This window comes from Nonomuraea rosea (genome assembly GCF_039539705.1).
In the GTDB taxonomy this organism is placed as follows: domain Bacteria; phylum Actinomycetota; class Actinomycetes; order Streptosporangiales; family Streptosporangiaceae; genus Nonomuraea; species Nonomuraea rosea.
In genome coordinates this window covers 71,507-90,933 of the sequence record NZ_BAABDQ010000052.1, presented here as the reverse complement: position 1 = coordinate 90,933, position 19,427 = coordinate 71,507, and the positions used below count along the sequence as shown (strand labels likewise).

17 protein-coding genes are annotated in these 19,427 nt (G+C 71.4%); 11 read left to right on the top strand and 6 right to left on the bottom strand.

What is annotated here, in order from left to right; genetic code table 11:
* The first annotated feature begins 86 nt into the window (after positions 1–86).
* Complete coding sequence (locus ABEA43_RS59800) at positions 87–428, top strand: DoxX family protein (RefSeq protein WP_345577049.1); 342 nt, start codon at positions 87–89, stop codon at positions 426–428.
* Positions 429–698: 270 nt separating this feature from the next.
* On the opposite strand, the gene ABEA43_RS59795 is transcribed toward ABEA43_RS59800, so the two are convergent.
* Positions 699–1,391 (bottom strand): alpha/beta fold hydrolase, encoded by a 693-nt coding sequence (locus ABEA43_RS59795; RefSeq protein WP_345577047.1) that lies wholly within the window; start codon positions 1,389–1,391, stop codon positions 699–701.
* 283 nt (positions 1,392–1,674) lie between these two features.
* Between ABEA43_RS59795 and ABEA43_RS59790 the strand changes: the two genes are divergently transcribed.
* Both ABEA43_RS59790 and ABEA43_RS59785 read left to right on the top strand, forming a co-directional pair.
* Entirely contained in the window at positions 1,675–1,896 is a 222-nt protein-coding gene (locus ABEA43_RS59790; protein ID WP_345577045.1) for a hypothetical protein, read from the top strand.
* 230 nt (positions 1,897–2,126) lie between these two features.
* Positions 2,127–2,333, top strand: a complete 207-nt coding sequence (locus ABEA43_RS59785; protein ID WP_345577043.1) for a cold-shock protein — start codon at positions 2,127–2,129, stop codon at positions 2,331–2,333.
* Between the two features lie 96 nt (positions 2,334–2,429).
* Here ABEA43_RS59785 and ABEA43_RS59780 read toward each other — a convergent pair whose 3' ends face one another.
* The 3 genes from ABEA43_RS59780 to ABEA43_RS59770 all read right to left on the bottom strand — a co-directional run bounded on the left by ABEA43_RS59780 (position 2,430) and on the right by ABEA43_RS59770 (position 5,489).
* Positions 2,430–2,687: a hypothetical protein gene (locus ABEA43_RS59780; RefSeq protein WP_345577041.1), complete on the bottom strand. Its 258-nt coding sequence runs from the start codon at positions 2,685–2,687 to the stop codon at positions 2,430–2,432.
* 844 nt (positions 2,688–3,531) lie between these two features.
* A complete protein-coding gene (locus ABEA43_RS59775) occupies positions 3,532–4,548 on the bottom strand; it encodes a hypothetical protein (protein ID WP_345577039.1) in 1,017 nt (338 codons plus the stop codon).
* A complete protein-coding gene (locus ABEA43_RS59770; RefSeq protein WP_345577037.1) occupies positions 4,545–5,489 on the bottom strand; it encodes a transcriptional regulator in 945 nt (314 codons plus the stop codon). The genes ABEA43_RS59775 and ABEA43_RS59770 overlap by 4 nt, the downstream gene beginning before the upstream one ends.
* Before the next feature lie 116 nt (positions 5,490–5,605).
* Between ABEA43_RS59770 and ABEA43_RS59765 the strand changes: the two genes are divergently transcribed.
* From ABEA43_RS59765 to ABEA43_RS59740, 6 genes are all read left to right on the top strand, one after another.
* On the top strand, positions 5,606–9,427 hold the full coding sequence (locus ABEA43_RS59765; protein ID WP_345577035.1) for a S8 family serine peptidase: 3,822 nt from the start codon (positions 5,606–5,608) through the stop codon (positions 9,425–9,427).
* Between the two features lie 176 nt (positions 9,428–9,603).
* Positions 9,604–10,158 (top strand): EF-hand domain-containing protein, encoded by a 555-nt coding sequence (locus ABEA43_RS59760; protein ID WP_345577033.1) that lies wholly within the window; start codon positions 9,604–9,606, stop codon positions 10,156–10,158.
* The gene (locus tag ABEA43_RS59755) at positions 10,155–11,153 is read left to right on the top strand and encodes a terpene synthase family protein (protein ID WP_345577031.1); all 999 of its coding nucleotides are present in this window, start codon (positions 10,155–10,157) and stop codon (positions 11,151–11,153) included. The genes ABEA43_RS59760 and ABEA43_RS59755 overlap by 4 nt, the downstream gene beginning before the upstream one ends.
* A gap of 78 nt (positions 11,154–11,231) precedes the next feature.
* Positions 11,232–11,825: a DUF1989 domain-containing protein gene (locus ABEA43_RS59750; RefSeq protein WP_345577029.1), complete on the top strand. Its 594-nt coding sequence runs from the start codon at positions 11,232–11,234 to the stop codon at positions 11,823–11,825.
* Positions 11,826–11,828: 3 nt separating this feature from the next.
* Positions 11,829–12,956, top strand: coding sequence for an oxidoreductase (locus ABEA43_RS59745; RefSeq protein WP_345577027.1), 1,128 nt, complete (start codon positions 11,829–11,831; stop codon positions 12,954–12,956).
* Positions 12,953–13,885 carry a polysaccharide deacetylase family protein gene (locus tag ABEA43_RS59740; protein WP_345577025.1) on the top strand — a complete coding sequence of 311 codons (933 nt, stop codon included), beginning with the start codon at positions 12,953–12,955 and terminating at the stop codon, positions 13,883–13,885. The genes ABEA43_RS59745 and ABEA43_RS59740 overlap by 4 nt, the downstream gene beginning before the upstream one ends.
* Here the strand turns inward: ABEA43_RS59740 and ABEA43_RS59735 are convergent.
* Positions 13,873–15,447 (bottom strand): PucR family transcriptional regulator, encoded by a 1,575-nt coding sequence (locus ABEA43_RS59735; RefSeq protein WP_345577023.1) that lies wholly within the window; start codon positions 15,445–15,447, stop codon positions 13,873–13,875. The two genes, ABEA43_RS59740 and ABEA43_RS59735, sit on opposite strands and share 13 nt — an antisense overlap.
* Positions 15,448–15,559: 112 nt before the next feature.
* Complete coding sequence (locus ABEA43_RS59730) at positions 15,560–16,549, bottom strand: DMT family transporter (RefSeq protein WP_345577021.1); 990 nt, start codon at positions 16,547–16,549, stop codon at positions 15,560–15,562.
* 135 nt (positions 16,550–16,684) lie between these two features.
* Here ABEA43_RS59730 and ABEA43_RS59725 point away from each other — a divergent pair, with 135 nt between their 5' ends.
* Together ABEA43_RS59725 and ABEA43_RS59720 are read left to right on the top strand one after the other, a co-directional pair.
* On the top strand, positions 16,685–17,542 hold the full coding sequence (locus ABEA43_RS59725; protein WP_345577019.1) for an AraC family transcriptional regulator: 858 nt from the start codon (positions 16,685–16,687) through the stop codon (positions 17,540–17,542).
* Positions 17,543–17,993: 451 nt separating this feature from the next.
* Complete coding sequence (locus ABEA43_RS59720; RefSeq protein WP_345577017.1) at positions 17,994–19,259, top strand: TetR/AcrR family transcriptional regulator; 1,266 nt, start codon at positions 17,994–17,996, stop codon at positions 19,257–19,259.
* Positions 19,260–19,427 lie beyond the last annotated feature (168 nt).

Below are 19,427 nucleotides of genomic sequence, written 5' to 3'. Positions count from 1 at the left end.
AGGGCGGCGGGTCAAGGCAGTGACGGACTCACCGATCACGCCGCTGCGGCCCCGGCCCAGCGTCACTGAAGCAAGGAACACCCCACATGATCCACACCATCGTCACCGTGCTCGCCGCCGCCTGGGTCGCCTTCTCCGCCTACGCCGTCCTCACCCGCGCCGCCTGGGTCGTCGAACCACTCGCCTCCTACGGCGTCCCGGCCGCATGGTGGCCCTGGCTCGGCGCCGCCAAGGCCGCCGGAGCAGCCGGCCTGCTGGCCGGCCTGCTCGTCCCCGTCATCGGCATCCTGGCCGGAGCCGGCCTCGTTCTCTACTTCACCGGCGCCGTCATCACCGTCCTGCGCGCCCGCTCCTACACCACCGTCGCCTACCCCATCCTCTACCTCGTCCCCGTGATCGCCGCCCTCGCCCTGGGAGCCACCGCCTGACACCACAACCACCACCCAAACCGACCACCCACCCGAACCCACCCCGGCACAACCACAGCCCAAACCGACCACCCACCCCGGCACCCCTCGCCACACGCGAGCAGCGCCGGGGTTTCCGCTTTCCACCACCCTGACCCGCGCCTATGAGCCGCAGCACGAGCGCCGTGCGGGAGGCCGGGCCGGCGGGCGCGGCCTGCTGTCCGAGCGACCGCGCCCGATCACGCGGGATCGCTCCGGCTGATCAGCAAGGAGTGATGGCCGGTAGCCGTGTCAGACCTCAGGGGCCGCGGCGGCCAGGAGCCGGGCGAGTTCGGCAGGTCGTGTGATCATGGGCCAGTGGCCCGAGTCGATGTCCACATAGTCAAGGTGCTTGACCTTGGCCAGCTCGGGCACGTCACCGGCGGCTATCCACTCTTGAGCTTGGGCGGGGGTGAACTCGGGGCACACGACGAGGACGGGTACGTCGAACCGTCGCTCGTCCGTCATGCGTACCACGCCCTTCGTCACCCCGGCAGGGACGGGAATCGCCGCGGAGGCGAAGTCGCTCCTTGCCTCGTCGCTGAGGTCGGCTGAGTCCGGTCCTTCGAACGGACCCCAGCCGGGGAAGGCCATGACGCCGTCCTCCACCTCGAAGAAGTCGGCGTAGGGTTGCCCGTCCGCGGCCGGGAAGCCGCCGATGAACGCGACCTTGGCGACCCGCTCAGGGCACGCGTCGGCGGCCAGCCAGGCCAGGGTGCAAGCGGCGGAATGCCCCACCACCATGGGCTTTCCCGACGCCGACGCCGACTCCACGGCGGCGAGCACGGCTGCCACCTGGTCGTCGAGAGTGGCCGAGGCGGACCCGTCACCCTGCCCGGGCAGGGCGATCGGTACGGGCCGGTGGCCGAGCGCCTCAAGGGCGGGCAGGACGTCGTCCCACGCGGATCCGTCGAGCCACAGACCGGCGATGAGCAGGATATCCATGATCAGTTCTCTTTCTTCAGCGCGTTTCGGCGAGGACGGAACTCGGTCAGGACGTCAGGCTAGAGCCGATTCCGGACGTTCTGCTTCCTGTTCATCCCACGACTTCGTCATGTGTTCCGCATCGATGGCGACTACGTGTCCATGCCCTGGCTGACCAGGCGTTTGAGCGTGGGAGGAGAGGTTCCTGACGATGGCCGGGTCCAGGGCCTGGCATGAGTCCCTGGGAGGTTCGCGGCGGCGGGCTTACCCTGAAGGCGCTTCCTCCCAGCCGAAGGAGATCCCCGTGATCGACGGCCTGCTTTCCGGAACCGAGTTCGTCGTGTTGGAGTTCAACCACGGCGATGGTCTCCTGTCCGTTCACGGCACCTACACCTACAGCGCCCAGAACCTGGACGACGCTCGTGCGGACGCCCAGGACGCGGCCACGGCGGCCGCCGCCAAGAAGCTTCCCGTCACGTACGTGGTAGCGCGGATCCAGCAGGAGGCGGTGTTCCCGGCTTCGTAGGCGCGGAAGACAGCCGATGGCGGGCGGCCTCGTTTGCATGGACCGCTGCGGATCGTGTATAGTTTGTGGTGTTGCAGTTGTGGTACCCATTAAAGACTTGTGCGCACCTGACGAACTCTGCAGGTGCGCTTTTTGTTTTTTTGCCGGTCATCTCCGGGTGGGCTTCATCCAAGCGACACGGGACCCGTAAGACGCGGGCTCCGTCTCCCAGCCATCAAGAGGAGATCGATATGGCAACCGGAACCGTCAAGTGGTTCAACTCGGAAAAGGGCTTCGGCTTCATCGAGCAGGATGGCGGCGGCGCCGACGTCTTCGCCCACTACTCCAACATCGCCGCCACCGGCGGCTACCGTGAGCTGAACGAGGGCCAGAAGGTGGCCTTCGACGTCGTCCAGGGCCAGAAGGGCCCGCAGGCGGAGAACATCCGTCCCGCCTGACACGGCACAAGCCACACGTCCGGGGCCCGCACCTGCAAAGGTGCGGGCCCCGGCCGCGTTTCACGCTGTCCCTGCTGGGCCACGCACATCTGGCTCTCAACGCCTGGGCGGGATCTGCGGCTCGGCGCCGCGCAGCTCCAGGACGGTGCGCCGCGCAGCTCGGCCGGGCCGCCGGGGCCGATGAAGTGCCCGCTCTCGACGCCCAGGGGCGGTAGCCGCGTACAGCTGGGGGAGCGCCCCTTGGGCGGGGGACTGGGCGACAAGCGCGAGAATGCGGCCGAACAGAAGCTTCACCATGCCGACCGGCGCGCTGGTCTGGAGGTTGGTGGAGATGTAGCCGGGGTGGGCCAGCACGCTGCGTGGTGAGCCGCCGGTGGAGCTCCCAGCCGAAGGCGGCGTTGGCGAGCTTGGACTGTTTGTAGAACCTCATGGGCGAGTATGTGCGCGCGCCGGTCAGGTCGTCGAAGAAGATCTTTCCCTGCCGGTGGCTGGCCGAGGTGACCGTGACCACGCGGGGGTCGTCGCCGTTGGCCAGGAGGTCGAGCAGTTGGCCGGTGAGCGCGAAGTGGCCGAGGTGGTTGGCGGCGAACTGCAGCTCGTGGCCCCGAGCGGTGAGCGTTCGGCGTTGTTGACCAGCACGTCCAGACGTCCGAGATCCGAGCGCAGCCCGCGCGCGCCGCGATCGGCAGTCACTTAACCCGTGGCACGCCAGTCTGGCCTCACCACGTCAGTGACGCCGCCCCCTGAACCGCTCCAGAAAACGCCGGGCCTTCTGCTGGTTGCGGGGGTCGCGGGCCATTCGTTTCGCCTTTTCCACGTTCGCTCTGCCTTTGGGGCTGCGCAGATACGCGCGTACCCGGTCTATGAGTGTGGCCATGCGCCTGCCCCTACCCGACGCGCTCTATACGAAAGCCGGAAGCGGTCATCAATCCGCAGTTTCGTGCTGGAGCAGGCCGCTCGCGCCTCACCTGCCAGCACGTTGATCCCCGGCGCGAGCAGCAGCGGCGCGTCCCGGTCGGCGGACAGGATCGTCACGGCCCCCGCGAGCAGCCCCGCCACGGCCGCGGGTGGTCGCGAGCGCGCTCGGCGACAGCGGGGTGCTGCTGGGAGCGGTCGCCCGCGCCCGGCAGCGTGCCTGGGAGCTCATCTTCGAGTCCCGCCTCGGCGGCTGACGGGCTCCCATGGTCTGCTGTCAAGATCATGAATCATGGGGTTCCGTCCGAGGGCCGTTGCGGGCGGCCTGGACACCGGCCTGGAAGCGGGTACGGGCGCCGAGGCGGGCCATCAGGCCGGCGATCCGGCGCTCGGCCGTACGGTGGCCGATGCCGAGCTGGCGGGCGATGGCCTCGTCGGTGAGCCCCGACAACAGCAGCGCGACCAGCCGCGCATCGTCCCGAGAGTCCTGCGAGCTCCGCGAGTTCCGCGAGTCCCGCGAGCCCCGTGACGCGTCGCGGGCCGATGAGGTCGGGCTGAACGGCAAGGCCCGCTGCCACAGGCCCTCGAACAGCCGGATCAACGCCTCCAGCAGCCCCGACGGATGGATGACCAGTGCCGACAGCGCGTCCGCCGGCTCGTGCCTGAGCAGGAGGAGCGCCAGCCGGTCGTCCACCACGTACAGCTTCATCGGCAGCTCGGGCAGCACCCGCGCCTGCTGACCGGCCTCGACCATCTCCTCGATCTGCCGCAGCGCGCCCTCGGCCGCCACGAACTCCCGCTCGTAGATCAGGCGGCTGGTGATGCCCCGTTCGAGCAGCTCGTGCTGGGCGGCCACGCTGCCCAGCGGGTCGAAGTAGGGGTGCTTGGACAGGCAGCGGAGCTGCTGCCTGGCCGCGTACTGGATCTGGGCGTGCCGCTGCTCGACCGCGCGCCGGCCGGTGACCACCTCGACGACCACCGGGGGCGTACGCTCCCTCGCGCGTTCCTGGAACACCTCCTCCAGCGCGCGGGCCCGCTCCCGGACCCGGAGCAGGTCGCGCTCGGCGGCGAGCAGCAGGACGTCGAGCGCGATCTCCGGGGCGACGGCGGTGTAGGCGGGCGGGGGTCCTGGTGAGGTGCTGAGCAGCCCTTTGCGCTCCAGCGCCGCCAGCAGGGGCCGGAGGTCGGCGCGCGGCCAGGCGGCGGTGAGCTGGCCGAGGGTGGCGGGGGAGCGGTCCAGGAGCAGCTCGTACAGTGCCTCCTCGTCGGGCCCGAGCCCGATGGCGCCCAGCGACGTCACGGGTCCAGCCAGCCGCGAAGGACCGCCTGGTAGCCCGCCTGGAAGCGGGTCCGGGCGTCGAGCTGGACCATCAGCGCGTGGACGTGGCGGCGTACGGTGCGGTCGCTCCAGCCGAGGTGGGCGGCGACGGCCGCGTCGGTCAGCCCGGCGGCGAGCAGCGGGAGCAGATCGCGCTGCGCGTCGGCGGGCCCCGTCGCCTCGGCCAGGCGGCCGTGCCGGACCTGCAGCGGCACCGCGCGCTCCCAGTACATCTCGAACAGCGCCGACAACGCGTCCAGCAGCGTCGAATCGTGCACCACCAGCGCCGACTCCACGGCGTGCCGGTCGTGGTGCAACGGCATGATCGCCATGGGGTGGTCGTTCAGTGCCAGCTTGACGGGCACGTCGCCGACCCTGGCCTGTTCGCCGGCCGCGACGTAGCGGGTGATGAGCGAGAGGGTCCCCGGCACCTCCAGGGCGCGCCTGTCGTACAGCCCCCGATACTCCACACCCCGCTCCAGCAGCTCGAACTCCACGGCGTTCCCGCCCGCGGGCGTCGCGTACGGCGGCGTGTCGAAGACCCGGATCTGCCGCCGCGCGCTTTCCTGGAGCCGCTGGAACCACCGGCTCACCGCGTCCTGGCCGATCGCCACCTCCACCAGCTCGGCCGGGTCCCGGTCCGGCACCGAGCGGTGGAAACGGGCCGTGAGCTGGGCGGCGCGGTGGCGGGCCGCGGCCAGCTTCTGGGTGCGCGCCCGGATCAGCGCGTCCAGCCCCGTCCCGGGGGAGACCGCCACGTACCGCGGCGGGTCTTCGGGCAGCCGGGTGATCAGCCCGAGCTCCTCCAGGTCGGCGGCCGTGGAGGCGGCGTGCCCCAGCTCGGCGAGCGTGGCGGGCGAGCGTTCCACCAGTGCCTCGTACAGGGCCTGCCCGGCGTACGAGAGCCCAATGATCTCCAGCACGCCCCCAGCATGTCCTATTTCCGCACATGGCGGGAAGAGGACTCACTACCGTCTTTCACGACTTGACTGCCATATGTCATGGTTCCCCCGGATAGCGATGATCTCTGAGGAGAAGCATGATCGGTCGGTCGCTTGTCGCGTTAGGCGTGCTGCTTTCCACCGGGATGGCCGCGCCGGCCCCACCTCCCGCTCCGCCGATCGCCGCGGCCGCCGCCGGGACGGCGGAGGAGCCCCAGAAGAAGATCACGCTGATCACCGGCGACGTGGTGACCTATGCCACCGACCAGGGCGGCCCGCAGGTGCAGATCGAGCCGGCGGAACGGCCCGGCGGCACGCCGGTGTTCTTCCTCTCGGTACGCGAGGGCGACGCCTACTACGTCTACCCCACGGACGTCATGAGCCAGGTGTCGGCGGGACGGCTCGACAAGGGCCTGTTCGACGTGGCGTACCTGGCGGGCAACGGCTACTCCGACGCGGAGAGCCCCACCCTGCCCGTCATCGTCCAGCACGGGCCGCAGCAGCGCGCCGCCGGGGCGCGTACCCTGGCCAGCATCGACGGCGCGGCCGTCAAGATCGACAAGAAGGCGGCCGGCCAGTTCTGGGCCGGGGTCGCCACGGCCAGGTCGGCGTCGCAGAAGATCTGGCTCGACCGCAGGATCCAGGTCTCCCTCGACCAGAGCGTCAAGCAGATCGGCGCCCCCGAGGCGTGGGCCGCCGGGCTCAAGGGCGCCGGCGTCAAGGTGGCCGTGCTGGACACCGGCATCGACGCCACCCACCCCGACCTGGCCGGCCGGATCGCCGCCAGCCAGAACTTCAGCTCCGAGTCCAGCGCCCAGGACGGGCACGGCCACGGCACCCACGTGGCCTCGATCATCGCGGGCAACGGCGAGAAGTACCGGGGCGTCGCCCCCGAGGCGTCGCTGCTGGTCGGCAAGGTGCTCAACAACTACGGCAGCGGCCTCGAATCGGACGTCATCGAAGGCATGCAGTGGGCGGCCGCCCAGCGGGCCCGCGTGATCAGCATGAGCCTCGGCGGCTGCTGCCCCGGGCCGGACAACCCGCTCGACCAGGCGCTGAACAAGATCACCGCCGAGTCGGGAGCGCTGTTCGTGGTCGCCGCGGGCAACGACGGCAAGAGCCGCATGATCGGCTCGCCGGGCACCGCCGCCTCGGCGCTCACCGTCGCCGCGGTGGACCGCTCGGACGCCCTGGCCCCCTTCTCCAGCCGGGGCCCGACCCTCGTCGACTACAGCCTCAAACCCGACATCAGCGCCCCGGGCGTGGACATCGTCGCCGCGCGCGCTCACGGCACGTCCATGGGGACGCCCGCCGAGGACGGCTACACCACGGCGTCCGGCACCTCGATGGCCACCCCGCACGTGGCGGGCGCCGCCGCGCTGCTCGCGCAGCAGCACCCCGGCTGGACGAACCTCCAGCTCAAGACCGCGCTCACCAGCACCGCCCACGGCGACGGCCAGGACTCCTACGAGCAGGGCGCCGGGCGCGTCGACGTCGCCCGCGCCGTCAAGCAGCAGGTACGCGGCTCCGGCGGCATCGACTTCGGCTTCCTGCCCTCGCCCCAGAACGGCCCGGTCGCCAAGACCCTCACCTACACCAACGACGGCGACCAGCCCGTCACCCTCACCCTGAGCAGCGGGATCAAGGCCCACCGGGGCGGCACGCCGCCGGACACGCTCACCCTCGACCGCGACACGGTCACCGTCCCCGCGCACGGCACCGCGCCGGTCACCGTCACGTTCGGCCCCTCGGGCTCCGACACCTGGTACGAGGGCTTCGTCCGGGCCTCGAACGGCGAGGTCCAGGTGAACACGGCCGTCGGCGCGTTCGTCGAGCCGAAGAAGATCACCGTCCGGGCCAAGCTGGTGCTGCCCGACGGGGCGAGTGACAACACGGAGATCCCGTGGCTGTTCATGCGCACCGACGACCGCGACGACCTCCAGGCCTCCTACCTCCCCGCCACCGGCGCGGAGACCGAGGCCCAGATCTACCCCGGCACCTACACCGTGGTCAGCGCGCTGGCCTGGCGCGGCGCGGACGGCGAGTGGCTCCAGTCGTTGCCGGCCGACCCGCAGATCGAGCTCACCCGGGACACCACGGTCACGCTCGACCTGCGCAAGGCGCACAAGGTGACGGTGAAGACGCCGCGCGACTCGGAGGTCCGGCTCTCCCAGTACGCCTTCCGCCGCATCGCCGCCAACGACGAGAACTACCTCGACGTGCGGTCCCTGTATCCGGCGTACGGGTTCGACGACTACCTGCTGCTGCCCACCCGCAAGGTCACCCAGGGCACCTTCACCCTCACCGGCCGCTACCAGCTCGGCGCGCCCGCCGTCACCATGAAGGCGGACGGCGGCCCCCGCCTCACCCCGCGCTACCGCGACCTGCAGCCGAGCACGCTCAAGCTCGACGGCCGCAGCCGGCTCCCACTCGTCGTGGCCGGCCAGGGCGCCGATCTCGGCGGCCTGGACGTGCGCGGCAAGCTGGTCCTGCTCGACCTCGGGGACCTCTGCCCGGCCACGACCTGCTCGGGCAACGCCCTGGACCGGGTCAAGGCCGCCCAGGCGGCGGGCGCCGTCGCGGTCCTCGGCTACGGGGCCGCCGGGCGGCCCTTCCTCGATCCCGCGCGAAGCTGGCCCTCCTACCCGGTCCCGACCATGAGCCTGCCGGCCGAGGAGGGGCGGGCGCTGGCCGCCCTGGCCGGGCGCCGGCCGGTGACCGTCAGCGCGGAGGGCGTCGTGACCACGCCCTACCTGTACTCGCTGATGCTCCCCGAGCAGGGCAGGGTGCCCTCCGACCTCGACTATTCGGTCAAGGCCCGCGACCTGCGCCGGATCGAGGACCGCTTCCACGCCGACCGGCCCGGCCAGGCGACGCTGTCCACCTCGGCGGGAATGATCAAGCCGGTCAGGTATTCGGGGGTGTGGTCCATGGAGCACACCGTGCGCTCGCAGACCACGCTGACCGAGTACGTGGGGCCGCTCTCGCCGGAGGTCGTCTGGACCCGGTCCAACACCATGACCTACGACGACGGCGCCGGCTACTACGGCAAGCGCGCGCTGTCGGCGACGGCCGTGGACATCTTCGACTCCGCCGGCTCGCGTACCGAGGCGTGGGGCGTCCAGCCCCGCGTGCCGGGCAACGTCGTCGTCTCCGACGCGGTGCTCCGCTCCGGCACCGCGCAGTGCTTCCCATGCCGTACCGAGGACATGTTCATGGCGGCGCTACCCGTCATGGGGCCGGTGCCGAACCACCAGGAGGCGTTCGCGTACAACGCCAACTTCCAGAGCGACAAGCACGGCGGCAAGGACGAGATGCACCTGTACCGCGACGGGCAGGAGGTGCCGCTCGTCGAGGCCACGATCGTGCTCGCCATCTTCGCGATCATCGTGCCGACGTTCACGCTCCCCGAGCAGGACGCCGCCTACCGGCTCACCGACGCCTTCCACACCCCCAACCCGTCGCAGCTGTACGCCAAGGACGTCGAGACCGCGTGGACGTTCCGCTCCAAGCGGCCGACCGGCGGGATGACCAGCACGGACGACGGGCTCTGCCTGGCCTGGTTCGCCACGGGCAAGCTGGCGCCGTGCGAGCCGGTCAGGCGGCTCAACCTCCGCTACGACGTGCCGCTCGACCTGGACAACCGGATCAAGGCGGGCACGTCGCACCGGATCACCGTCACCGGCTATCACGGCTCCTACGCCGCGCGGGACGCGAAGGTGACCGGCATGAAGCTGTCGGTCACGTTCGACGACGGCGCGCACTGGACGCCGGTCCGCGTCTCGGCCTCGGGCCACGCCACCATCACGCCGCCCACGCTGTCGCTCACGACGGGGGCCGTCGGCCTCAGGGCCCAGGCCACCGACGCCGAGGGCAACACCGTCGAGCAGACCGTCCACAGGGCGTACGGCCTGAAGTGACCCCCTGGCCGCAGTGACCCCCGGCCTCCCCGCTTCACGAACCTCGAAGCGGGGAGGCCGGCCGTTTCGGGCAAGGATCTTGTCACCTGATGGATACATAGAGTGTTCGGGCAAATGCATAAGGTGATTGCCGGGAGTCGTGCCCACGGCTCCCTTTTCTCGGCGAAAGGCGGCGTATGCCTACTGACCTGCAGATACTTAAGATCGACCGGTCGTTCGGCTACATCGACGTCGACGGCAACGGCGCCATCACGCGTGACGACCTGCAGGGCCTCGGCGCCCGGCTGCTCACCGGCTTCGGCGCCTCGCCGGCCGGGGAGCAGGGCCGGCGGGTCGCCGACACCTTCGACATCCTGTGGAACACCCTCGCCGCCGCGGCCGACCTCGACGGTGACAGCCGCATCGCCCCGGACGAGTACCGGGCCTCGGTGATCGCCTCGTTCATCGACGGCGACCGTTTCGAGCCGGTCTTCAGCCCGGCGATCGAGGCGGTGCTCGCGCTGGCCGACACCGACGGCGACGGTCTCATCACGCCGCAGGAGTTCCTGCTGGTGCACGAGGCCTTCGGCCGGTCCGAGCAGGACTGCGAGCACGCCTTCGCGGCGCTCGACCTCGACGGCGACGGCGTGCTCAGCCGTGAGGAGCTGCTGCACGCCGCGCGCGACTACTACACCTCCGACGACCCCAGCGCGATCGGCAACCTGTTGTTCGGCAGGCTCCCCGCCTCATGACCGCACCGGCCGACGCCCGGCCTCATCTGCATGCCCTTCTCCAGCGGGTTCCCGCCCTGGTCGGCCGGTGCCGCATGCATCCGCGTGCCGATGCCGCCGGCCGGCGCGTGCTGGGCTGGGCCGGGCAGGCCGGGCTGGCCGGTGACGCCACGGCCCGGCGGCGGCTGCACGGCATCGGCGGGCATCGCATGGCAGGGCGGGTCTTCACCGACTCCAGCGACGACAAGCTCGTGCTGTTCGCCCAATGGCTCACCTGGGCGGTGCTGCTCGACGATCACTGGGACGAACGCGCCCGGCCCGCCCCGCAGGAGATCGACCGTACCTACGCCCGGCTGCTCCACGTGGTCGACCACGATCACGCGCCGGCGCACGCCGACCCCATGGAACGAGCCTTCGCCCAGCTCTGGCAGGTCACGGCGACGGGGATGGGCCCCGCCTGGCGCGACCGGTTCCGCGCTCATCTGGAGCTCAACCGCCGCAGCACCCAGTGGGAGATCGAGATCAGGCGGACCGGGCGGTTCAGCCCGCTGGCCGAATATCCGCCGCACCGCCGGGTCGCCTCCGCCTCGTTCATCTTCGACGCCGGCGAGGCCGTCCTCGGCACCGAGCTGTCCGAGGACCTGATGAGCCTGCCGGCCTGGAGCGACCTCGCCGACGCCGCCAACGACGTCTCGACCTGGGTGAACGACGTGCTCACCCTGGACAAGGACGAGCACGAGGCCGATCTGTCCAACTACGTCCTGGCCGCCCGGCACCACCTCGGGCTGTCCTCCCCGGCCGCCGTCTCCTGGGTGATCGACCGCATCGCCGAGCGCGCCACCGACCTGCAGCGGGCCGCACGCGCGCTCCCCGGCGTCTACCGCCGCCTCGGCCTGTCCCACGGGGCCGCGCGGGCGGCCAGCAAGGTCGCCTGCGCCTACCTCGCGCTTCCGCACGCCAACGTGGAGTGGATCTGCGAGGTGGCCCGCTACCGCCCGTCGCGAGAGGGTCGGTAGAGGTTCATCCATCTTCCAGACCGGAAGCTGGATGAATCTCCATGGCCACGTCGGCGGCCCGGCTGGTTGGCTGTCGGTATGCCAGTCATCGTGCCCGCCCGCGAGGGACGGGCGGTCCAGGTCAGAGCCGGTCAGCGCGTACGCGTCACCGACCTCGAAGGGGGTCAGGTCGGCGACGTGTTCGCCTTCGCCGCGCAGGACGTGAACGAGCACCTCAGCGCGTCACACACCCGGGCCGCCACCAGCCGCCTGTTCCCGGCGCACGGGGAGCGGTTCGTCACCGACCGGCGCAGGCCCATTCTCACCCTGGTGGGCGACACCTCGCCGGGCCGGCATGACATGCTCATCGCCGCCTGCGACCCGGAACGCTACCGCGCGCTGGGGGTGGCCGGGTTCCACGCCTCCTGCGCGGACAACCTGGCCAGGAGCCTGGCGGGGCTGGGGCTGGCCGTGGCGGTGACTCCGCAGCCCGTCAACGTGTTCATGCGGATCCCGGTGGCGGACGACGGCCGGCTGAGCTGGCTGACCGCGATCAGCCGGCCCGGTGACGCGATCACCTTCGAGGCGGCGATGGACTGCGTGTTCGTGGTCTCGGCGTGCCCGCAGGAGCTGGTCGGGATCAACGGGCACGAGCCCACGCCGCTGGCGATCGACCTTCTGAGGAGTGAGTGAACGATGAACGATATCCAGCACCCCGCCCTGCGCCCGGAGCGCATCGGCGAGCTCGACCTCGCCAACCGGCTGGCGGTCTCACCCATGACCAGGGTCTCCGCCGCCGCGGACGGCACGCCCACCACGGAGATGGCCGACTACTACGCGGCCTTCGCGGACGGCGGCTTCTCGCTCGTCCTGACCGAGGGCACCTATACCGACACCCTCTACAGCCAGGGCTATCTCAACCAGCCAGGCATCGTCAGCGATCGCCATGAGGCCGCCTGGTCGGAGATCGCCGGACGGGTGCATGACGCAGGGGCGTCGGTGATCGTCCAGCTCATGCACGCGGGCGCGCTGTCGCAGGGCAATCGCTACCGCGACGACACGGCGGCGCCGTCCGCGGTCCCGCCGCGCGGGGAGAAGATGCCGGAGTACGGCGGGCACGGAAGCTGGCCGGCGCCGCGCGCGATGAGCCAGGACGACATCGACCAGGTGGTGCGCGGCTTCGTGACCTCGGCCGTACGCGCCCGGCGGGCGGGCTTCGACGGGGTCGAGGTGCACGGCGCCAACGGCTACCTGGTGGATCAGTTCCTGACCGACTACACCAACCGGCGCGACGATCGTTACGGTGGGCCGGTCGCCAACCGGGTACGACTGGCGGCAGAGATCGTCTCCGCCATCCGCGCGGAGGTCGGGCCGCGCTTCTGCGTCGGGATCCGCCTGTCGCAGGGCAAGGTCAACGACTTCACGCACCGATGGGCCGGCGGCTCCAGGGACGGGGAGACCATCTTCGCCGCGCTCGCCGAAGCGGGCGCGAGCTACCTGCACATCGCCAGCGAAGGACGAGACTGGGTGGAGACCGCGACCTTGGACGGGCAGATGACGATCACGGGCCTGGCCCGCAAGGTGACGGGACTGCCCGTGCTGGCCAACGGCGGCATGCACGACCTCGCCCAGGCGGCCATGGTGCTGCGGGACGGTCACGCGGACGTCCTGACCCTCGGCAGGGGAGCGCTGGCCAACCCGGACTTCCCGCGGCGACTGGCCCAGGGGCTGCCGATGGCGGCCTTCGACCACCGGATGCTGCACCCGATGGCGACGCTGAGCAACGCCCGCCTGTGGCGGCCGGCGGACGGAGTGCCGGCTTGACCACGCCCAGGCGAGACGAGCGCCGAGACGAGCGCCGAGACGAGCTCCGGGACGGGGGAGAGGGCCGCGGCGGCTGGCGTGGCCGGTCCGCCGCGGTCGTGACGCTGACCTTCGACGTGGACGCCGAGACACCGGTGCTCGCCCAGGGCGGCGGCTTCGCCGGCCACGCGAGCACGATGTCGCACCAGGCGTACGGTCCCGACGTCGGTCTGCCCCGCATCCTGGACCTGCTGGACGACCTGGACGTGCCCGCCACGTTCTTCGTGCCCGGCTGGGTCGCCGAGCACCGCCCCGCGCTCGCCCCGTCGATCGTCGAGCGCGGCCACGAGGTGGCACACCATTCCTACAGCCACCGGCCGCCCACGTCGATGACGGCCGCGGAGGAACGCGCGGACTTCGAGCGTGCGCTGGCGGTGTTCGACGGCCAGGGCATCGAGATCCAGGGCCATCGGGCGGCGCTCTGGGAGGCGTCCTGGCAGACCGCCGACCTGGTGGCGGAGTACGGCCTGCGCTACGACTCCTCCCTCATGGGGGACGACAAGCCGTACAAGATAGCCACGCCCGCCGGGGAGATCGTCGAACTGCCCGTCCACTGGTCGCTCGACGACTGGGAGCAGTACGCCTACCTGCCCGCACCGCACATCGGCTCCGTCATCGAGTCCCCGGCGAAGGTGGTGGAGCTGTGGCGGGCCGAGCTCGACGGGATGCGTCACTACGGCGGCCTGTGCAACCTGTGCGTGCACCCCTTCCTGTCCGGCCGCCCCGGCCGGGCTCTGGCCTTGCGGCACTTCCTGGAGTACGCGCTGAGCTGCGCCGACGTGTCCTTCGCCCGCTGCCGCGACCTGGCCGGGCGGGCCGCCGCCGACGACGGCCTGACCGTGCGCCGGCCGCGGCCTCCGGTGGTGGACCCGGAGGTCTATCCGGGCTGAGCCCAGTCCATCGCCTCGATGGTCAGCGCCAGGAACAGATCGACCCGATCCTCCGTACGCGCCACGTCCCTGCCCGTCAGCTCGGTGATCCTGGCCAGCCGGTTGCGCAGGGTGTTGACGTGGACGTGCAACGCCGCGGCCGTCGCCGCCCATTGCCCGTCGTGATCGAGGAACGCCCGCAGGGTCGGCTCAAGCTCGCCGCCCCGCCGCCGGTCATGGTCCTTCAGCGGACCGAGGAGGCTGCCGGAGAAGTGACGCAGCGTCTCGGTGTCGAGCAGCCCGAGGAGCAGCCGGTGCGTGCCCAGCTCGGCGAAGGCCCGTACGGAAGGACCCGTGCGGGTGCGCCGCAGCACGCGGCAGGCCTCCCTGGACTGCAGGAGCTGGGGACGCAGCTCGGCCGCGTGGGCGGCGAGCCCGCCGAGGCCGACGACCGGGCGCAGGCCGGGGAAGCGCCGCTCGACGCTGCCCGCCAGGCGCTGGGCGAGCATCGGCAGCTCGGGCTCGGGGTTTCGCCATGGCAGTACGGCGACGACGTCCTGCGAGCCGCCGGCCACCACCGCCGGCACCCCTTCGGCCGCGAAGAACTCCCCGATCACCTCGGCGAGCCCGTACAGGGTCGCGGCCTCGCCGCCCGCGAACGCCACGGCGCACACCGCGAGCGGACCGTCCGGATCCACGCCGAAGGCGCGCAACCGGCCGGGAACCTCCGCCGCCCGCCAGCCTCCCGACAGGATCATCTCCAGGAGCTCGCCGGCGAAGCGCATCTCGATCCCCTGGACCGCCTGCTGCTTGGCCACCTCCAGGCTGAGGAAGCGAGCCGTCTGCTCAAGGGCCTGGCGCTCGGGCGTCGTGAGCTCGCGCAACGGGCGCAGGCAGATGAGAGCCGCGTCGATGTCACCGACGGCGCCCACCGGGAACAACGCCGCGAGCCCCGCGCCCCCCAGCTCCACCTCCAGAGCCGGCGGCTTCCTGGCCAGTGCTGCGGCCACGGCCTGCAACTGGTCAACGTCCAGGGTGGCGCCGGCCACCGCGAGCGAACGCGCCATCCTGTCGACCACGGCCAGCGGCAGGTCGTGCTCCCGTCGCAGGACGTCGAGCACGCCTGACGCACCGGCCCCCCGCGAGATCGCCGTGGCCAGGGCGTCGCCCCGGCGCACCATGCCGACCAGCGACTGCTTGCGCTCGTCGGCCAGCAGGTCGGCCACGGCCTTCGAGACGGCCGTGAACGGCACCGCGACGGAGATCTCCAGCAGCGGCAGCCCTTCCGCGCGGCAGGCTTCGATCAGCTCGCCGGGGGTGCCGGGCAGCTCGGCACGCAGGCCGAAGACGATGCCGCCGGCCTTGGCCCGCTTGACGTTCTGGACGAACCGCGCTGCGGGCACCTGGCCGATCCAGAGGCCGTTCGTCAGCACGAGCTCCCCTTCACGCAGGTAGGCCGAAGGGTCGGGCAGCTCGGTGTTGTGCACCCAGGCGACGGGCGCCTCCAGCGCGCCCGGGTCGCCGGGCACCAGCACACGGAGCTCGAGCGCGGCGCGGCGCAGCAGGGATTGGAGCGTGAACACGCTGTAACCATATACAGCGGATGATCGCTGCTATAGAGGTTTCTCCACCGCGTGGGGACTGTGCGCAAGGGCCCTTCCGCGCCTAGCGTGAACGGGACCGCGTACGAGAGCCTCACCGGCTGATCGTGACGGCGCGGCGCCGTTTCGGCAGCCTGCCCTGGGTGACGGCGAGGACGGCTCCGACGAGCAGGACCACCGCTCCGGCCGCCTGCACGGCGCCGAAGGACTCGCCCAGGAACAGGCCGGAGCACGCGGTCCCGACGACGGGCACGAGGAACATCATGATGGACGCCGACGCGGGCCCCACGTCCTGAATGCCCCGGTAGTAGAGCACGTTCGCCACCGCGGTCGGGCCGAGCGCCACGAAGACGACGTTCAGCCAGACGTGGACGGGAACCTCCCCCCAGGCGACCTCGACCGCCGCCGGCGCGCTGTAGAGCGCCAGCAGCACCGCCCCGCTCGCCGTCGCGTACGCCGTCGCCCGGAGCGGCTCGATCCCGGCCAGGACGCGGCGTCCCAGCAGCGTGAACCCGGCCCAGCAGCCCGCACTGAGCAGGAACAGCAGATCACCCGCGAGCCGGGCCTGGCCCCCGCCCGCGGCTCCGCCCGACCCCACGAAGAAGATCACGGCGCCCGCCGCCCCGCAGGCCAGCCCCGCCACTCGCGCCGCCGACGCCTTGTCCTGCCGCGTGAGCAGCAGAAAGGCCGTGGTGAGCACGGGGCTCATGACGGGGACGACGACGCTCCCGTCGATCGCGGGCGCGAGCGACAGCCCCCAGAAGAACAGCAGGTTGTACACGAAGACGCCGAGCACCCCCGCGGCGGCCGCCCGCACCCAGTCCCGCGCTGGCGACCGCCTCGGCGACCGCGGGTGCCCGTCGCCGTCGCCGCCCCGCCGGGACAGCCGCAGCGCGACCAGCAGCGCCAGGGCACCGCCGCCGAACCGCAACACCGCGACCACGGAGTGGGACAGGTGATCGACGATGACCTTGGAACTGCTGAAGCCGCCGCCCCACAGCAGCATCGTCGTGGCCAGCAGCAGGTACGGCCGGGTGCCGGCCGTACCTGCCGTCGTCGTGCCGCCTGTCGTCGTGCCCGCCATGGATGCCCCTCCGCAACGCGTCCTTCCGCGCCCAAAACGCGCTGGTAGGGAACATGCTGGGCGCTGACCGGCAAACGGGTCTTGTAGGCTCGTGCGCCGCACTCATGTCCGCGGACGGAACGAGGTGATGACGAGATGACCGGCGACGACCGGGAGTGGGCGACGTACTGGCGTTCGGCCGAGATGCCGCTGGAGGCGATGCACGCGAGCTTCCTGCGGCACCGCTATCACCGCCACAGCCACGAGACCTACTCCTTCGGCGTGACCGAGCACGGCGCGCAGACCTTCACCTGCCGCGGCGCCGGGCACACGAGCGCGGCCGGCATGGTCATGGCGTTCAACCCGGACGAGGTGCACGACGGGCATGCGGCCCATGAGCTGGGATTCACCTACCGGATCGTGCACATCGGCGAGGAGCTGATCTCCGACGTCCTCGCCGACGTGACGCGGCGCCCGGCCGGGCTGCCGCTGTTCGCCGCCCCGGTCGTCGACTCTCCCGTTCTCGCGGCGCGGCTGCGCAGGCTGCACACCGCGCTGTCGAACGGCGCCGGCCCGCTCGAACGCGACGAGCTGCTGCACGCCGCCGTCGCCGCCCTCGCGCGGCTGGCCGCCCGTACGCCCGCGCTCCCGGGCGCCCTTCCCGGTGCGCCGGCCGCCGCGCGGCTCGCCGCGAAGGCGCGCGAGCTGATCGACGACTGCTACACCGACCCGATCAGCGCCGACGACCTCGCGGCCTGGACCGGTTCCGGCCGGTACGCCCTCTATCGGGCCTTCCTGGCGACCTACGGGCTGGCGCCGAGCGAGTATCAGCGCCTGCTGCGGTTGCGTGCCGCGCGCCGCCTGCTCGCCAGGGGGCACCCCGCGGCCCTGGTCGCCGGCGACGTCGGCTTCACCGACCAGGCCCACCTCACCCGCTGGTTCACCCGCTCGTACGGCGTGACGCCCACCCAATACCGGCTGGCGCGAGCCGACGGTCCCGGGGTCAGACGCTGAGGGGCCGTTCGAAGACGGCCCGCGGTCACCACCGCGGGCCGGACGCACAGTGGTGACGTCGTTACGCCTGCCCGCCGATCTTCAGGTGCGCGATCACCGGGTAATGGTCGGACGGCGGCACGATCTCGTGCGGACATGCTGGCCCCTTTCTGAGGATCTTTACGCGTGCCGATCCTGACCTGTCAAGGTGTCCGCCCGACGGCAGCGGCATGTCCGTGTCAGAACGCCCGGGTGGCCGGCTCTGGGGCCGGTTGACGGCGCCCCTGCCGCCTCCCGGATGGATGGTGAACCGCTCGGAGGAGGGGGCGACCATGCCGGTACGCCGCTCACGAGGTTGAAGTCGACCGGCTCGGCGTACCACTCGCAGGAGTCGTTGACCGGGACGCGGCACGCCACGTCGTTTGCACTCAGTGCAGATGCACCATGCACGCTGAGGTCCTACTGTCTAGGGGTGACCTCCACGTCCCCGGGCACCCGGACCACTGTCGCCGCAGACAAGGCCGGACGCTGGCACCGGCTGCGTCAGGCCGCCCTGACCCTGTTCGAGCAGCGCGGATTCGACGCCGTGTCGATCGACGACATCGCGGCCGCCGCCGGCGTGTCCCGGCGCACCTTCTTCAACCACTTCGACACCAAGGCGGGCGCCCTGTTCGACCCGGCACTCGGCGAGGCGGCCCAGGTCGCGGACCTGCTCGCGCGGGAGGTCGGCGCCGACCCGTGGGTGGCCCTGACCAGGGCACTCAAGGCATACCTGACCGCGGAGCACCGGACGGTGTCCGCGCGGCGGCGCATCCTGGCCGGCCAGCCCGAGCTGAACCGCTACCTCCTGCTGGCCAACATGCACTTCGAGGAGTCCATCCTCGGCTGGCTCGGCGATCGCGGCATCACCGGCCTGCGCGCCAGGGCGATGAGCAGCATGGCGCTCGTCTGCGTCCGGGAGAGCTTCATGGCGTGGGATTCCGAGGGCGGCCCCGCGCGGCTGTTCGAGATCCTCGACCAGATGTTCGCGCTGGCCGCGGCGGGTACGGCGACCATCGGGGCGGCCTCGGCGGCCTCGGCGGCGCGTACGGACCCGGCAGCAGACAGGACCACGGCGAAGGCGGGTCAGACGCGGAGCCGGATCCTGCTGACCGCCGAGCGCCTGTTCGCCGAGCACGGGGTGTTCGCGGTCTCCAACCGCCAGATCAGCGAAGCCGCAGGTCAGGGCAACAACGCCGCCGTCGGCTACCACTTCGGCACCAAGGCCGACCTGCTGCACGCGATCGTCGGGCACCACACCACGCAGATGGAGCGGATGCGGGATCACCTGCTGCGGGCCAGACGTGACAGCACGGATCTGCGCGACTGGGTCGCGTGCGTCGTGCTGCCGTTCACCGAGCATCTGAGCAGCCTGGGAACCCCGAGCTGGTATGCCAGGCTCGCCGCTCAGATCATGACAGAACCGCAGCTACGCGAGCTGGCGGCCGCAGGGTTGCACGACGCGCCCAACTTCTACGCGGTCGTCGGCGGCCTGCACCGCTGCCTGCCGGCGCTCTCGCCCGAGCTGCGCCGCCGGCGCGACGACATGGCACGCACGCTGCTCGTGCACACCTGTGCCCGTCGCGAGAGCACACTGCCCGCCGACGCGGACGCGGCCAGGGCGGCGTGGTCGGCCACGGCCGCCGAGCTGATCGATGCCATCGAAGGGCTGTATCTGGCGCCGGCAACCGGGGTTTGAGGCAGTCATTTGACTTAATTTTCTAACTTCGGTTAGCTTTTCTCGGACGGGGCAATCCTCATCCCTCCGCTGCGGAACGTGTCTGCCGCCCCGTCCGATCGGCTCTGCGCCGGCGATTCCCCGTGCCGTTCTCCCAGGCTCGGCGATGACTTAGCGGTCCCCGAATCG

Bases quoted from the DNA above. Each gene is read 5' to 3' on its own strand.
- ABEA43_RS59730 (WP_345577021.1), bottom strand. From the start codon at position 16,549: ATGGCGGGCACGACGACAGGCGGCACGACGACGGCAGGTACGGCCGGC.
- ABEA43_RS59800 (WP_345577049.1), top strand. From the start codon at position 87: ATGATCCACACCATCGTCACCGTGCTCGCCGCCGCCTGGGTCGCCTTC.
- ABEA43_RS59725 (WP_345577019.1), top strand. From the start codon at position 16,685: ATGACCGGCGACGACCGGGAGTGGGCGACGTACTGGCGTTCGGCCGAG.
- ABEA43_RS59750 (WP_345577029.1), top strand. From the start codon at position 11,232: ATGCCAGTCATCGTGCCCGCCCGCGAGGGACGGGCGGTCCAGGTCAGA.
- ABEA43_RS59745 (WP_345577027.1), top strand. From the start codon at position 11,829: ATGAACGATATCCAGCACCCCGCCCTGCGCCCGGAGCGCATCGGCGAG.
- ABEA43_RS59755 (WP_345577031.1), top strand. From the start codon at position 10,155: ATGACCGCACCGGCCGACGCCCGGCCTCATCTGCATGCCCTTCTCCAG.
- ABEA43_RS59765 (WP_345577035.1), top strand. From the start codon at position 5,606: ATGATCGGTCGGTCGCTTGTCGCGTTAGGCGTGCTGCTTTCCACCGGG.
- ABEA43_RS59785 (WP_345577043.1), top strand. From the start codon at position 2,127: ATGGCAACCGGAACCGTCAAGTGGTTCAACTCGGAAAAGGGCTTCGGC.
- ABEA43_RS59760 (WP_345577033.1), top strand. From the start codon at position 9,604: ATGCCTACTGACCTGCAGATACTTAAGATCGACCGGTCGTTCGGCTAC.
- ABEA43_RS59795 (WP_345577047.1), bottom strand. From the start codon at position 1,391: ATGGATATCCTGCTCATCGCCGGTCTGTGGCTCGACGGATCCGCGTGG.